The sequence below is a fragment of the Leeuwenhoekiella sp. MAR_2009_132 genome, assembly GCF_000687915.1.
Taxonomy (GTDB): Bacteria; Bacteroidota; Bacteroidia; order Flavobacteriales; family Flavobacteriaceae; genus Leeuwenhoekiella.
Genome location: NZ_JHZY01000002.1, coordinates 383,311 through 399,064, shown reverse-complemented (window position 1 = coordinate 399,064; position 15,754 = coordinate 383,311). Strand labels below are relative to the sequence as shown.

Below are 15,754 nucleotides of genomic sequence, written 5' to 3'. Positions count from 1 at the left end.
AATTTTGATAACTCTAATCCAGTTCCATGCACTATTCTAAAATTGTCTTTCTTGGCACCACACTGCTAGCTTTATCGAGTTGTGGGGTTAAAAATTCTGCTTTACACGTAACGGTTACAAATACTTTAAATACAGAACGTTCTTTTGAAACAGTATCTGTAGATCTCAACCGGGTAACTGCGTTTAATATTAAAGACACAGCAACGACCGTAGCCGTTATATACCCAAAGTCTAAAGATACTTTAACGAGTCAGTTAGTTGATGAAGATGGTGATGGCGTAGCAGATGTGGTTATTTTTCAGCCTAAAATAGCTGCTAAAAGTGCAAATACTTACAATCTTATAAGCATCTCAAAAAGATCTGAAGCAAAAACAGAAAACCCTGCTGTTTATTCGCGTTTTGTACCTGAGCGTACAGATGATTATGCCTGGGAAAATAACAAAGTGGCGTTTAGAACTTATGGTCCCGTGGCTCAAAAAATGGTTGAAGATAATGTACCCGGTGGTACATTGTCAAGCGGAATAGACGCCTGGCTTAAGCGAGTTGATTACCCTATAATTAATAAATGGTATAAAAAAATGACTTCGGGAGCGGGAACCTATCACGAAGATACAGGCGAAGGTTTAGATAATTTTCACGTAGGTGCAAGTCGAGGAATAGGTGGTATTGCTGTAAAAAAAGATTCAACTTATTACTATTCTAAAAATTTCACTACGTGGAAGACTTTAGCGACAGGACCCTTACGCACCAGTTTTATTCTCGAGTACGAAAATTGGGATGCTAATGGAACCCAAATAACCGAGCAGAAAAAAATATCTCTCGACTACGGAAGCAATTTTTCTAAGTTTGAAATCACAATTACCGGTGCAGATACTGTTTCTGCGGGCCTTACCTTACACTCCAACACCGGGAAAACTTCAGTAAATGAAGAAAATAAATGGATTTCTTACTGGGAACACATTGATGATTCTGATTTAGGTTCGGCGCTAATTATTCCGCAAGGGCTTCAAGCTACAGAAAAGTATCTTACACCAAAGCAAGATGAAAGTAACCTCTACGCGCATATAAACGTTGAGAATAATAAAGTGATTTATTATGCAGGTTTTGGTTGGAAAAAAAGCGGCCAGTTTGCAAATGAGCAGGAATGGCTTGCTTTTTTAAATACAACTTCAGAAAAATTATCAAACCCATTACAGGTTAGTTTTTCTAAATAAATCAATTCTAAACCCACAAAAAAGCCTCATTTCAAAATTAGAATTGAGGCTTTTTTTTTTAAGATTAAAAATGTGTTCATTAATCTGTTTCAGATCGCCTAAAGTCTGGAAAACCCTTCTCATCCCAGTTAACAATACGAGCTCGTGTGTGCCTGTTAAAGTCTTGTAGCGAGTTTCCGCGTATTTGTTTATAAACACGTGCATGATAAATTAATACATCTGTTTTACCATCTTCAGCAACAGTAAACGAACTGTGACCGGGACCATATCTTCTTACTTCTTCATTTGTTGAAAATACAGGAGTTTCAGATTTATGCCAGTTTGCTAAATTCATTAAATCTGCTTGCTCATCTACCCAGAGCAAACCTATAGCATAATTACTATCTGTTGCACTTGCAGAATAAGTAACAAAAATTTTACCGTTACGTTGGATCACTGCGGGACCTTCATTTACCTTATAACCTACACGCTCCCAGTCAAATTCAGGATCTGATATAATTAATTCTTCCCCTTTAAGTTGTGTAGGAGTTTCCATTTTAGACAGTACCAGGGAGGTGTTTTCTCCTTCCCGAACACTTTGTGCCCATATTAAATAGCGTTCTCCATTATGTTCAAATGTAGTAGCATCTAGCGAAAATGAATCTCTTTCAGTCTTAATTTGACCTTCCTCAACCCATTCTCCTTCCAACGGGTTTTCTGATGAATTTGAAAGTGCATACATACGTATATGCCAAACATCTTCGACATCTCCCGCTGCAAAATAAATAATCCATTTCCCGTCAATTTTATGCAATTCTGGAGCCCAGATATGCGCTCCCATAATGCCAGTGTTATGTTTTGTCCAGATCACTTTAGATTCCGCAGTACCTAAGCCATTAAGTGATTTTGATTGGCGTAGTTCTATACGATCATATTCAGGGACGGTAGCAATAAAATAATAAGTCCCGTCTGTATCTTTATACACCCACGGGTCTGCACGCTGGGGTACAATGGGATTATTATAGGTTATTTTACTGCTATCTCGCAGTTTTGCCACAGGTTTACAGCTTTGTAAATACAAAACGGTAAATAGCATTATAAAACAAATGGAAAATTTAAAGAGTTTCATTTTAGTGAAATTTAGCAAAGTTTAAATATAAGTGTTTATTTCACATTTTAATTAAATTTTCCCCAATTCAAGTCTTTGTAAAACAAAAAATGCCTTACGATAAACGCAAGGCACTTTAGAATTAAACGCAATTTTAATTTTAAATAACTCCCAGCTGCTTACCTACTTTAGTAAATGCTGCAACTGCTTTTGTGATATGCTCATCTTCATGAGCTGCAGATAACTGTACTCGAATACGTGCTTTTTCTTGCGGCACTACCGGATAGAAAAATGCAATCACATAAATACCTTCTTCTAATAATTTTGCTGCAAATTCCTGAGCGACCTTAGCATCGTACAGCATTATAGGAACAATAGGATGCACTCCCGGTATAATATCAAAGCCTGCATCTGTCATTTCTTTTCTAAAACGTTTTGCGTTGTTTTGAACTTTTGCAATTAAATCTGCAGAAGTGCTCAACATATCTATAGCTTTTATAGATGCTCCTGCAATTGCGGGAGCCAGCGTATTTGAAAATAGATACGGTCTCGATTTTTGACGCAGCATATCTACAATCTCTTTTCGGGCAGCAGTAAAACCACCAGAAGCGCCACCTAAGGCCTTACCGTAGGTTCCAGTAATGATATCAACACGTCCCATCACATTATTGTACTCGTGACTACCTTTACCGTTCTCACCTATAAAACCGGTGGCGTGGCAATCATCTACCATTAGCATAGCATCGTATTTATCGGCCAGATCACAAATTTTGTCCAGTTGTGCAATTGTACCATCCATAGAAAATACGCCGTCTGTAACAATTAACTTTCTTCGGGCTCCTGAAGCTTTTTTCAATTCTTCTTCCAGAGCGTCCATATTGTTATGACTGTATCGGTGACGGGCAGCTTTACATAAACGTATGCCGTCTATAATACTGGCGTGATTTAACTCGTCAGAAATAATCGCATCTTCTTTGCCTAAAATAGGTTCAAAAACACCGCCGTTAGCATCAAAAGCTGCAGCATATAAAATACAATCTTCGGTGCCTAAAAATTCAGCAGTTTTACGCTCTAACTCTTTGTGAATGTCTTGAGTTCCACAAATAAAACGTACAGAAGAAAGACCAAAACCATGTGTTTTAATCGCTGAAATTCCTGCCTCAATAATATCTGGATGTGCAGAAAGACCTAAATAATTGTTTGCGCAAAAGTTTAAAACCTCAGATCCGTTTTGTGTATTTATTTTAGCCCGTTGAGGTGTAGTTATTATGCGTTCTTCTTTATAAAGACCGGCTTCCCGTATTTCTTCTAGTTCGTTCTGTATATTTTCTCTTACTGATGTAAACATAGTGTGATTTTTATGCGTGTTGTTTCTGACTGTTATTTTTTTTTAACTCAAGTTGCTTCAGCATTTCCTGAGTCATTTTTGCAAGATCGTATTTTGGTTTCCAACCCCACTCTGCCTGTGCAGCACGATCGTCTAGTGATATAGGCCAGCTTTCTGCAATTGCTTGTCTATGATCTGGTTTGTACGCGGCTTTAAATTCTGGAATGTGTTTTTGAATCGCTTCTAAAAGCTCTTTAGGTGAAAAACTAATTCCCTGAATGTTATAACCTACTGTTTTTATAGCTTCCTTAGGTGCTTCCATTAATTGAAGTGTTGCTTCAATGGCATCATCCATATATAACATAGGTAACTGCGTATCTTCTTGAAGATAACTTACAAAATTTTCTCCATTAATTGCTTTATGAAAGATATCTACTGCATAATCTGTTGTACCTCCACCGGGAAAGGATTGATAACTTATTAGACCGGGATAACGTAAGCAACGTACATCTAAGTCGTATTTAGCATTGTAATAACGTGCCCAATGCTCACCGGCTACTTTACTTATACCGTAAACAGTTGTAGGATGCAGCGCAAAATCGTGAGACACGTATTCTTTGCGAGCATCTGGACCAAAAACAGCTATTGAACTTGGGAAAAACACCTTTTTAATAGCATTTAAACGCGCTACTTCAAGAACATTAAAAAAAGTAGAATTGTTTAAATCCCATGTTTGCAGAGGTTTCTCTTCTCCTTTTGCAGATAATATTGCTGCAAGGTGGTAAATCTGAGTGATTTTTTGTTGTCTTACAACTTCATCTAATGCTTGAATATCTGTAGCATCAAGCTTTAAGGTTTTGCAACTAAATCCTTCTCGTATATGAAGATCTGTAGCTACTACAGCATCAGATCCGTATTTAGATATTAGCGCATCAGTAAGTGCTGTTCCCAACTGACCAAAGGCTCCGGTAATTAATATTTTTGGCTCTTTCATAACAACTTTATTTCAATATAAAATTAGAAAAAAGAGTACCCAAACCATATAATAAACTGCTAAATCCTATAAATTAAGTAAATTTATCTTTAAAATAGGATTGTTACCAAGGTATAATCTAATTCATCCTTTTACTATCCTTATAAACAGTAAAATTCTCTTTATGGAAACACTTGATGAAACCGATTTGAAAATTTTAAGAATACTACAGGAAGATGCGAAGAAAACAACAAAAGACATTGCAGAACAACTACACCTAACGGCATCGCCTGTATACGAGCGAATACGGCGCTTAGAGAAAAAGGGATATATAAAAAACTATGTAGCCATTTTAGATAAAAAAATGCTTAATAGGCCGGTAACAGCAATTTGTATGGTATCCCTTCGCTATCACAATGAGGGTTTTATAGACACGTTTGAACGCCAGATTAAAGAACTTGTTGAAGTACAGGAATGCTACCATATGGCGGGTAAAGTAGATTTTTTCTTAAAAATTCATTTAGGAGGCCTTGAAGAGTACCACGAGTTTGTGCGCAGTAAACTTTCAAAAATTCAGAATATAGGCGTATTAGAAAGTTATTTTGTACTGAAAGAAATACACAATACCACGGCTATAGATTTTTAAATCAAAGCGTAATATGCTTATTTGATGCACGCTTATACCCTTCTATTTTCAATTGATTGGGTGTGATTTCTACCAGACTAAAAGTATTATTTTCAAGTCCTTCATAATCTACCATACCCAGTTGGGTAATGTAGTGTATGCCATTGATCTCCTTTAAATCTTCAGCGTGTACGTGGCCGTGAAAGCACGCAATCACGTTTCCGTTTGCCTCCATTAATTGTTGAATTTCGGCGTAATTAGTCACGTGAAATTTTGAACCCTCTTTATAATATTCATATAAGGGATGATGGCAAAAAACAACGGTAGGCAAATCTGAGTTTGCCAATAAATTTGCAAACCAGTCCACCTCTTTTTTAGGAATAGTAGCATTTTCCCAATCTGATCCTTCGGCAAAATGATGCGAAGTTCCATCTGCATCATAATTTGCATCTAATACAATAAACTGCATTCCATTTGCCGTATATGCATAATAGCTTTGTGCAATTTGCTGGCCGGTATTTAGAATTTTTTTTAGAAACTGCTCTTTGGTAATACTGTCAACGTCGTGGTTACCCAGCGCGTGATAGTTTGCTCCTTCAAACTCTTGAAAAACAGCTTCTATCTTTTTAAGGTAACCAAGTGTATCTTCCGTTTTTGCACCTGCATCCTGATCTTTAAAATCACCCAAATGAATCAGAAAATCTAATTTTTGAGTGCTTAAAGTTGCAATTGCTTCTCTCATTTTAGGAATAGAATCTTTATAAAAACGAGTTCCCACCGGTTCCCGATTTGCATAATGGGAGTCTGTCAAAATTCCAAAACGGATTTTAAAATCTCTTTTGCTATCACAACTTAATAACAGATTAGGCATTGCTAAAATTGTTGTTCCGGTTAAGGCAAAAAGCTTCAGTGAGTTGCGTCTGCTGAGGTGAGATGAGTTCATAAAAGAAAGTTTTGAAGCCACAATTTAGAGATTCTTTCCGTTATAAAATAAGCGTATTAACGGCTATAAAGAAATACTAAAGAATTGAGCAGCTCATTTAGTTTTAGTAATCTTGAATAGTAAACCACCGCAATAAATTAAAATTTTCAGCCCTTGAAAAATACAATTCTCTCTCTGTTTATACTTTTCGCTTCTTTAGTTTTTGCCCAGGAAAGCCAATTACAACTTCTAGATCTGCAACTTAATAACTACGAATATCCTTATGAAGTAAGCAGCATAACAATTTCGATTCAAAATCAAGAATTAGAAATGGCTTATATGGATGTGAAACCGAACAATTATAACGGTAAAAATATAATGCTGCTGCACGGTAAAAACTTTAACGGTGCCTACTGGAAAACTACTATTGATGCATTAACTGCCGAAGGTTACCGGGTAGTAGTTCCTGATCAAATAGGATTTGGAAAATCTTCAAAACCAGACCATTTTCACTATACCTTTCAACAACTGGCGTTAAATACCAAAGCAGTTCTAGACGCTATAGGTATATCTAATACAGCAGTTTTAGGACATTCTATGGGTGGTATGCTCGCGACACGATTTGCGCTTATGTTTCCTGAAATTACTGAAAAATTGATTCTTGAAAATCCTATTGGTCTTGAAGACTGGAAATTAAAAGTGCCCTACAAACCTGTTGAATGGTGGTATGAGAACGAACTTAAAAAGGATTATAAGGCTATTAAAAAATATCAATTAGAAAGCTATTATGATGGGAATTGGGATCCTGCTTATGATGAGTGGGTGAACTTATTAGCAGGGTGGACACTCAATTCTGAATATAAAACCATTGCCTGGAACGCTGCACTTACCTATGATATGATTTTTACACAACCTGTTGTCTATGAATTTTCTGAACTTAAAGTACCTACATTATTAATTATAGGTACCCGCGACCGTACTGCTTTAGGCAAACCTTTAGTATCTGAAAACATACGTAAAACGATGGGATTGTATGATAGGCTAGGTAAAGTTACTCAACAAAAAATCTCTAACAGCACGTTAGTAGAAATCGAAAATACCGGTCACCTACCCCATATAGAACGTTTTGAAAAATTTATAGTTCCTTTAAAAAGTTTTTTAAAGAACTAGTGACAAACGATTAACGAGGTGAATTTTTGCATTATAAGAATTGAAATACAACACTAATACTATCTAAATTTAAAAATGGCATCAGGAAAAATCGCAAATACGAGCATTCGCAACTATACAGATTTAGAATTAGTAAAAATTGTTACTGTTGAAGTTCATAAACACCACCCGGATACTGTTAAAGCTGCAGAACGCGAACTCTCAAAACGTTCTGTTTCTAAAATGCAAATGGCTAGTTTAGTTAAAGCAGCAGCACAACAAAATATAGCTGTACAGGAAATACAGTCTTATGTCACTAATTCTGGAGTTCGGTTTGTAAATTTTACCATAGACTTTGTGGTTTTTATACTTTTAATTCTTGCAGGCACATTTATTTTGGATGCTGTATTTAGCACATCCAATAATGAACTGCTCTTAAGTATAGGTTATGGTATGGTCTTTATATTGTTTTTAGTTTATTATGGCGTATCTGAATATTTCTTTCAAAAAACTCTGGGAAAGTATTTTACTAAAACTAAAGTAGTAAACCTTGATGGTTCTAAACCCGGTGCGCTTGCGATACTTATACTTACCTTATGCAGGCTTATCCCTTTTGATCGTTTGTCTTTTCTACTTTTTAAAAAGGGTTTTCACGACAAACTATCACACACACAGGTAATTAAAGATTAAGTAAATTTTATTCTTAAATTAAAATAAACAACTGTGTATGTGAACGCTTTTAGCTTAATTTCGCCGCCTTTAAATAAATCTGCAAATGTTAAAAAAAGAACTTATACAAGAACTGAAAGAGCGTTTAAACAAACGTCTTGAACAACTGCGTGAGACCAAAGCAGGACTTATAGAATCACGAGAAAGTGACGGAAAAAGCAGTGCAGGTGATAAATATGAAACCGGCGTTGAAATGATTCAGCAGGAGATGGAGCGCACGCAAGGACAAATAGATCAAACTGAAAAGCAAAAAGAAGTTTTAAGTCGTATTAGTCTTACTCCTAACACTATTATAGGAGACGGAAGTTTAGTTCTAACAGATAAAGCCAGTTATTTTATTGGGATTCCTTTTGGAGAATTAAAACTTGCAACAGGTAATGTGTATTGCATTTCAACGGCATCACCCATAGGAGAATTATTAACTGGTGCACAGGTAGGAGAAACAGTTACTTTTAGAGATCAGGTAATAAAAATTGTTGAGATCAAGTAACTCTAAATTGGCTATTTTTTAAAAACCGATTCAAGCAATTGATGCAGTTCTTTTTTACGCACTGGTTTTAATATAAATCCGTTTAACTCAGGGTAACTTTCTATTCGTATTTTATCACAGTTTCTATTTGATGAGGTTACCAAATAAATCGTAATCTCATCAAACTGGTCTATTTTATGTTCTCTAAAAGCATTTAAAAATCCCCAACCGTCAAGATATGGCATGTTTATATCTAATAAAATTAGTTTAGGCAACTGTATATTATCTTCTTTTACTTTTTTGAAATAATTAATACCCAATTCGCCATCTGTAATAGTCACAACATTTAAATCCCGACAATAGGTATTGCACATATGCCCTACGACAAATAAGTAGACATCATCATCATCTATAAGCACTATGTCTGCAGCCTGACTCATTCCTTAAAAATAATTTTGAATGTGGTTCCCTTATTTACCGCACTTTCAATTTCAATAGTTGCTTCTAGATTTTCGATTTGAGATTTTACAATAAATAACCCCATACCCTTACCAGAATATCCTCTGTGAAATCGTTTATATAATTTAAAAACATCTTTACCGTGCAGATCTAAGTCTATTCCTAAACCGTTATCAATTACATAAAGTACTTTTTGTCCATTTTCAATTTGGGTTTCAAATTTTATAAATGATGCTATATCTGTTCTTCTGTACTTAATTGAATTAGACATAAAACTTTGAACAATACTCTTAAAATAAAATTTTGAAAATATAACATGATCCCAGGATTGAAGATTTGTTAGAACTTTAAAGTTTAAATTATTACTCAATAATTCTGGAAAGTCATTTTCTACACTTTCTATAATAGCCTTTATATTTATATTTTTTTTATCGATCTCATTCTCACTTAATATTGATACATATTCGCGTATATCATCTGTAATGATGCTTATATTATCATTTATCTGAGAAAGTTTTGGTAATAATAAATCTAATTCATTTGTGGTTTGCACTTCCTTAAGAAGATCAACAACAGTAGACATACTGGTAACAGGCGCTCGCAGGTTGTGAGAAACTAAATAATTAAATTCTTCAAGTTGTTTATTACGGGTTTTTAGCCTGCTGTTAGATTCTGTCAACTTTTGATTAGACTCTCCTAGCGAAGCTTCACTTAACCGCAGATTTTCATTTTTTTGCTTGATAGCATTTAGCATCAAGCGTTCATTAACTTTTCTTTTTTCAACTATATAGGCAATTACAAAAATTGCTAGTGCTCCAAAACAATTAAAAATTATAAAAAACCGAAAAATTGGACCCACTACTAAATCTACAGCTTCAGCAGGAACTTCGTGTAAAATAGCCCATTGAGTAGGAGTTACAATTGTTTTTGATGTCTTACTAACAATACTGTCTAAAGACTTATTTGTCGAGAAATTAAATTTACTTAAGGTCCAAATTGCACCTTCATTTTGAAATGTAGTATCTTCAAATGTCTTAAAATAAGTTGCTGTTTTATCTGCAACTCGTATTATTTGAGAAGTATCTTGAAGCTCATAAGATAGTGGTACAGAAGAGACATTGGTTGTAATGACATTTAAATTTTGGTCAACTAAGTACAGATTGCTTAACGTAATTTGCTGATTTAATTGATTGAAAATTCGAGTCATATTAAAATTAATAATGACCAAAGCTTTCAGATTATCCTGATGATCGTAAATAGGCGAAATACCACGCATTACCGGCTTTAAAGGAATTTCAATTTCACCGTTTTCTCTATTCAGGTTAATTCTAGAAAGATAAATTTCATCCCTTTTTAATAAAATACCTTGCTTAAAATAATCGCGATGATATTTGTTTTGTAGTTTTCCCTTCTTAAGATTTCCTAATTGATCGCGCTCATAACGCAATAATTCGTTACCGCTTAAATCAACAATTCTAAATTGATCAAAATCTCTTAATTCGTCTATAATTTTAAAATAATGGTTACCGGCAATTGAATCTGTAGATAATTCAGCTATATAATCTGCATCAATAACATCACCCCAATGCTCTATACTAAATGAGACAGTTTGAAATAGATTTTCTAAAAGGTCTTTTTTATTTTTAATGGTTCGGTCTTCAACAACTGAGAAAACCTCAATAAGATGATCATACTGAAACTTGCTCCACAGAAACGTAAAGAGCAATACAGGCAAATATATAATCAGAAAACGTTTAAGTATTTGTATCCCCATGCAATTTAGATTAACAGTCTCGTATACGTATTTTTTTACTTAATATGATTACAAGTAATTGTAAAATAATATCAATATATAAGTGTGAAAATAGATAACCTAACGTACTTAAAACTCTGGTTTTAGGGAATAACCATTCACTATTATAGCGATTGAAGTTTTAAAAACAAAGAACTGCTTTATAAAACTAAGAGACTTAATCGTACAAACAAAATATATTAATTTAAAAAAATCACTCTTTATTAAGTCGACGAATAAAACTTTAATAATTAAATGATAATTAGTGACATAGCAAACGTTTTTAATACATTTAATTCTTATCGATTACAGAAAGTACTAGTATTATTTGCAAAGGATATCTCTTTAACGGAGTAATTGGCATTTTGCAGTACTTAAAAAAAACTGACAAATACTTGTCAATTTTTTTTTACCATCATAAGCAAACTATCTAACTAGTAATTTTTTTATCATTTTAAACGGCTATACTTAAGCCACCCATCTCAGTTGTGGAGGCCTTTAAATCTATAGGTTTTTGAAGATATCCTTTTATAAAATTAAATGACTTACAGATTTCTTTTAATGCAATTTCTGAAAAATTAGAAACCACGTATAAAGATGTCTCTTTTTCCGTGTTAAGTTCTAATTTATCTAACTCATTAAGAAACTCCCAGCCGTTCATTATAGGCATATTAATATCAACAAGTATCAGATCAGGATAAGCTATTTCCCGAGATTCATTTGCTAAATATTCTAATGCTTCCAGGCCATTTTTAAATGGAATAATATTAACATCGCTCAATTGAGCTCTTAATTTTTTTTGCATCCCATAACGATAAACTGCATCATCATCAATTAAAAAAATAGTTGTAGTTAAATCCATATAATAAAATAATTAAAAAATTAAAGTCTTTTAAATATTTAGGGGACTCAAAGAACGTTAGTTAATCGATTAAGTTAATAATTTTTAACAAAATAATCGATGAATAACAACTAGTCGTAGAATTATACAAGTTAATCGATTAAGTTAACTATATTTTCAATCCTTATAAGCAAAATATTTGTTTTGTAATTAAAATCAATTCAGCCATTTAGAAGTTAAACTGAATTAAATTTCCAAAAAAAACCGGCAAAAAATGCCGGTCTATAATTTTATAAAAAATACAACTTTTAATGTTTAAATAATGGTCTGTGCCCCATCATTGCATTAACCTCGTCTGCTATACTTTCTAGCTTCTCATCATTATCAAAATTAGTAAGAGCTGCATCTATAAGGTCTACGACTTTTTTCATATCTGCCTCAACAAGACCTCGGGTAGTAACAGCTGCAACTCCTATACGCATACCTGAAGTTACAAATGGCGAACGGGTATCAAAAGGTACCATGTTCTTATTAACTGTGATATCTGCTTTTCCTAAAGCTTCTTCTGCATCTTTACCAGAAATGTCTTTATTTCTCAAGTCTATAAGCATCATGTGATTGTCTGTTCCGCCAGAAATGATATTGTATCCTTTCTCTACAAAAGCAGCAGCCATAACCGCAGCATTTTTCTTAACCTGAACCATATAATGTAAGAAATCATCGGTAAGCGCTTCTCCAAAGGCGATTGCCTTTGCAGCAATAATATGTTCTAAAGGTCCACCTTGATTTCCTGGAAAAATACCACTGTCTAATAGAGAAGACATCATGCGTAAACTTCCATTCTTTAGTTTAATACCAAATGGGTTTTCAAAATCTTTACCCATTATAATTAACCCTCCACGTGGTCCACGCAGCGTTTTGTGAGTTGTTGTTGTACATATATGACAATGTGGTACAGGATCACCTATAATACCTTTTGCGATTAATCCCGCCGGGTGTGCCATATCACATAATAAAATAGCACCTACTTTATCTGCTATCTCGCGAAAACGCTTATAATCTATCTCACGGCTATAAGCAGATGCTCCCGCAATGATCATTTTAGGTTGTTCTTGTATCGCAAGCTCTTCTATCTTATCGTAATTTAAGAGACCAGTTTCTTTATCTACCCCGTAAAAAACCGGATTGTAGATACGTCCTGAAAAATTTACCGGTGAACCGTGTGTTAAATGCCCTCCGTGTGATAAGTCAAAACCTAAAAAAGTTTCTCCCGGTTTCATCACTGCATGAAATACAGCAGTATTTGCCTGTGAGCCAGAATGCGGTTGTACGTTTGCATATTCTGCTCCAAAAAGTTCTTTTGCGCGCTCTATCGCAATGGTTTCTACTTCATCTACCACTTCACACCCGCCATAGTAGCGTTTGCCGGGGTATCCCTCTGCATATTTATTAGTTAATACAGAACCTGCAGCCTCCATAACTTGCTCGCTTACGAAGTTTTCTGAAGCAATTAACTCTAAACCATTAAGTTGGCGTTGTTTTTCCTCTTGAATTAGATCAAAGATTTCGGTATCCCGTTGCATGCGATATAAAGTTTGTTAAATTAGGTTCAAAAGTAGTGAATACATGCCTTTGGTACTATTTTAATTCTATATTTGAAATGAGCATTTACTAACATTTTATTAAAAATCTATGCCCTCAAAGACTAACGATCCAAAACGCAAAACCTGGTTAGAAACATCTGCAGACACAGATTTCCCTATTCAAAATATACCTTTTGGTGTGTTTTTAACCAGAGATGACATTATCACCATAGGTACACGTATAGGTGATTTTGCCATAGATCTGGGAGCCTTACATCAATTAGGGTATTTCAGCGATATCCCCCTTACAGACGATATTTTCTTACAAGACAGCTTAAATGATTTTATAGCAGACGGTCGCAAGACCTGGCGTGCAGTACGTAATCGTATTTCAGTGATTTTTGAAGCGGGAAATGCCGAATTACGAGATCAAAAAGATCATCGTGAACGTGTTATTTTTGCTATGGATGAAGTCGAAATGCAGCTTCCTGTACAAATAGGCGATTATACAGATTTTTACAGTAGTAAAGAACATGCCATAAACGTAGGGTCTTTATATCGTGATCCTCAAAACGCTTTGTTACCTAACTGGATGCATTTACCGGTAGCCTATCACGGGCGCAGCAGTTCTATAATACCATCAGGTATTTCTGTACACAGACCACAGGGACAAAAATTACCTAATGGCGCTACAGAACCTATATTTGGCCCATCACGTCAACTTGATTTTGAATTGGAGATGGCTTTTATTACTACAGATGCTAATGAGCTTGGGCAACCTATTCCTGTAGATCAAGCCGAAGAATATATATTTGGATTGGTCTTGTTTAATGACTGGAGTGCGCGCGACATTCAACGTTGGGAGTACGCTCCTCTAGGTCCGTTTTTAGGAAAAAACTTTGCTTCTTCAGTATCCTGCTGGATTGTTACATTAGATGCCTTAGAGCCTTTCCGTACGGCGAGTCCTAAGCCTGAAAAAGACCTATTGCCGTATTTACAATACAGTGGTAAAAAAACATTTGATATAAATCTTGAAGTAAGCATCAAGCCCGAAAATAAAGAAGAAACGGTAGTTACTAATTCTAACTTTAAACACCTCTACTGGAATATGAGCCAGCAACTGGCGCATCACACTGTTAACGGTTGTCCCGTAAATAGTGGAGATATGATGGGAAGTGGTACGATATCGGGTTCTACTCCTAAATCATTTGGGTCTATGCTAGAATTAAGCTGGAAGGGTTCTAAACCGGTTAAGCTTAATGATGGTGGTGACCGTAAATTTATTGAAGATAAAGACACGGTAATTATGCGAGGTTACTGCGAGAAACCTGGTGCAGTACGTATAGGTTTTGGCGAGGTAAAAACTAAAATACTACCCGTTTTTAAACCGAAGAAAAAATAAAAAGGAATTTCAATAAAAAAAAGAGCAACAGGGTTGCTCTTTTTTTTTGCTTTTAAACTCAAGTTCTTCTTTTTGGAAAAAATTTAAGTGTATATACTTATTACCACTTAATAATAGCACTCGCCCAGGTAAACCCACTACCAAAAGCAGCAAGTACAACCGTATCTCCTTCTTTAATTTTACCTTTTTCCCAGGCCTCAGTTAAAGCGATAGGGATTGATGCGGCAGTGGTATTTCCGTATTTCTGAATATTATTATATACCTGGTCATCATTTAAACCAAACTGCTTCTGTACAAATTGAGAAATTCTAAGGTTTGCCTGATGCGGTATCAACATATCAATATCTTCAGCCTTCAGTTTATTTTTCTCAAGACCTTCAACAATCACTTCAGAAAAACGCACAACTGCATTTTTAAATACAAATTGACCATTCATATACGGGTAATACGGGATATCCTCCTGCGGATTTTTTTCAATCAATTCAGGCACCCATTCCATAGTACTTGGTCCTTTTAAAGAAAGCTCTAAGGCGTGTTTACCTTCACTATGTAAATGTGTAGATAAAATACCTTTTGCATTGTCTTCTTCTCGTGTAAGTACTGCCGCTCCTGCCCCATCACCAAAGATGACTGATACATTACGCCCACGCGTAGTCATATCTAAACCGCCACTGTGATTTTCTGAACCTATTACCAATATATTTTTATACATCCCGGTTTTTATAAACTGGTCTGCTGTAGAGAGGGCATAGATAAAACCACTACATTGATTACGTACATCTAATGCAGGTACGGTACGCATATCTAGCATTTCCTGCACCTGCACACCACAGCCCGGAAAATAATAATCTGGACTTAACGTAGCAAAAACAATCATGTCTATATCCTGCGCAGTCATTTTTGCACGTTCTAAAGCGATTTTTGCAGCTTTTACACCCATAACTGCGGTGCTGTTGCCGTCTCCGTCTTTTATATGACGGCGTTCTTTGATACCGGTACGCTCTTGTATCCAGGCGTCATTGGTTTCCATAATCTTAGACAAATCATCATTTGTCACTATATTTTCGGGAACATAGGCTCCCATTCCTGCAATTCGAGAATTATACATAGGGTAATAAATATGAGATATAATTAGTAGTACCAGAATTTCTGATGCCATAAACCGCGGAAAGATACAGATTC

At 35.1% G+C, this 15,754-nt stretch carries 15 protein-coding genes; 6 read left to right on the top strand and 9 right to left on the bottom strand.

Going from position 1 to position 15,754, the window contains the following annotated elements:
- The first annotated feature begins 26 nt into the window (after window positions 1-26).
- Window positions 27-1,214 (top strand): DUF4861 family protein, encoded by a 1,188-nt coding sequence (locus P164_RS01705; protein ID WP_035899287.1) that lies wholly within the window; start codon window positions 27-29, stop codon window positions 1,212-1,214.
- Window positions 1,215-1,293: 79 nt separating this feature from the next.
- On the opposite strand, the gene P164_RS01700 is transcribed toward P164_RS01705, so the two are convergent.
- From P164_RS01700 to P164_RS01690, 3 genes are all read right to left on the bottom strand, one after another.
- On the bottom strand, window positions 1,294-2,250 hold the full coding sequence (locus tag P164_RS01700; protein ID WP_234405809.1) for a family 43 glycosylhydrolase: 957 nt from the start codon (window positions 2,248-2,250) through the stop codon (window positions 1,294-1,296).
- A 211-nt stretch (window positions 2,251-2,461) separates the two neighbouring features.
- On the bottom strand, window positions 2,462-3,649 hold the full coding sequence (gene kbl / locus P164_RS01695; protein ID WP_028374755.1) for a glycine C-acetyltransferase: 1,188 nt from the start codon (window positions 3,647-3,649) through the stop codon (window positions 2,462-2,464).
- A 10-nt stretch (window positions 3,650-3,659) separates the two neighbouring features.
- Window positions 3,660-4,622, bottom strand: a complete 963-nt coding sequence (locus tag P164_RS01690; RefSeq protein ID WP_028374754.1) for an NAD-dependent epimerase/dehydratase family protein — start codon at window positions 4,620-4,622, stop codon at window positions 3,660-3,662.
- 163 nt (window positions 4,623-4,785) lie between these two features.
- On the opposite strand from P164_RS01690, the gene P164_RS01685 reads away from it, so the two are divergent.
- Window positions 4,786-5,247 carry an Lrp/AsnC family transcriptional regulator gene (locus tag P164_RS01685; RefSeq protein WP_028374753.1) on the top strand — a complete coding sequence of 154 codons (462 nt, stop codon included), beginning with the start codon at window positions 4,786-4,788 and terminating at the stop codon, window positions 5,245-5,247.
- 1 nt (window position 5,248) lies between these two features.
- Here P164_RS01685 and P164_RS01680 read toward each other — a convergent pair whose 3' ends face one another.
- Window positions 5,249-6,169, bottom strand: coding sequence for a metallophosphoesterase family protein (locus P164_RS01680; RefSeq protein ID WP_028374752.1), 921 nt, complete (start codon window positions 6,167-6,169; stop codon window positions 5,249-5,251).
- A 153-nt stretch (window positions 6,170-6,322) separates the two neighbouring features.
- On the opposite strand from P164_RS01680, the gene P164_RS01675 reads away from it, so the two are divergent.
- From P164_RS01675 to P164_RS01665, 3 genes are all read left to right on the top strand, one after another.
- The gene (locus P164_RS01675) at window positions 6,323-7,318 is read left to right on the top strand and encodes an alpha/beta fold hydrolase (protein ID WP_051621126.1); all 996 of its coding nucleotides are present in this window, start codon (window positions 6,323-6,325) and stop codon (window positions 7,316-7,318) included.
- Window positions 7,319-7,393: 75 nt separating this feature from the next.
- Window positions 7,394-7,987: an RDD family protein gene (locus P164_RS01670; RefSeq protein WP_051621123.1), complete on the top strand. Its 594-nt coding sequence runs from the start codon at window positions 7,394-7,396 to the stop codon at window positions 7,985-7,987.
- A gap of 85 nt (window positions 7,988-8,072) precedes the next feature.
- Window positions 8,073-8,516, top strand: a complete 444-nt coding sequence (locus tag P164_RS01665; protein WP_028374750.1) for a hypothetical protein — start codon at window positions 8,073-8,075, stop codon at window positions 8,514-8,516.
- Between the two features lie 11 nt (window positions 8,517-8,527).
- Here P164_RS01665 and P164_RS01660 read toward each other — a convergent pair whose 3' ends face one another.
- The 4 genes from P164_RS01660 to glyA all read right to left on the bottom strand — a co-directional run bounded on the left by P164_RS01660 (window position 8,528) and on the right by glyA (window position 13,170).
- Window positions 8,528-8,935 carry a response regulator gene (locus P164_RS01660; protein ID WP_028374749.1) on the bottom strand — a complete coding sequence of 136 codons (408 nt, stop codon included), beginning with the start codon at window positions 8,933-8,935 and terminating at the stop codon, window positions 8,528-8,530.
- Entirely contained in the window at window positions 8,932-10,728 is a 1,797-nt protein-coding gene (locus P164_RS01655) for a sensor histidine kinase (RefSeq protein WP_028374748.1), read from the bottom strand. The genes P164_RS01660 and P164_RS01655 overlap by 4 nt, the downstream gene beginning before the upstream one ends.
- A 472-nt stretch (window positions 10,729-11,200) precedes the next feature.
- A complete protein-coding gene (locus tag P164_RS01650) occupies window positions 11,201-11,608 on the bottom strand; it encodes a two-component system response regulator (RefSeq protein ID WP_051621122.1) in 408 nt (135 codons plus the stop codon).
- 287 nt (window positions 11,609-11,895) lie between these two features.
- Window positions 11,896-13,170, bottom strand: coding sequence for a serine hydroxymethyltransferase (gene glyA, locus P164_RS01645; protein ID WP_028374747.1), 1,275 nt, complete (start codon window positions 13,168-13,170; stop codon window positions 11,896-11,898).
- Between the two features lie 109 nt (window positions 13,171-13,279).
- On the opposite strand from glyA, the gene fahA reads away from it, so the two are divergent.
- Window positions 13,280-14,572, top strand: coding sequence for a fumarylacetoacetase (fahA, locus tag P164_RS01640; protein ID WP_028374746.1), 1,293 nt, complete (start codon window positions 13,280-13,282; stop codon window positions 14,570-14,572).
- A 100-nt stretch (window positions 14,573-14,672) separates the two neighbouring features.
- Here the strand turns inward: fahA and P164_RS01635 are convergent, their stop codons facing one another.
- Window positions 14,673-15,680 carry a 3-oxoacyl-ACP synthase III family protein gene (locus tag P164_RS01635; protein ID WP_028374745.1) on the bottom strand — a complete coding sequence of 336 codons (1,008 nt, stop codon included), beginning with the start codon at window positions 15,678-15,680 and terminating at the stop codon, window positions 14,673-14,675.
- Window positions 15,681-15,754: the final 74 nt, after the last annotated feature.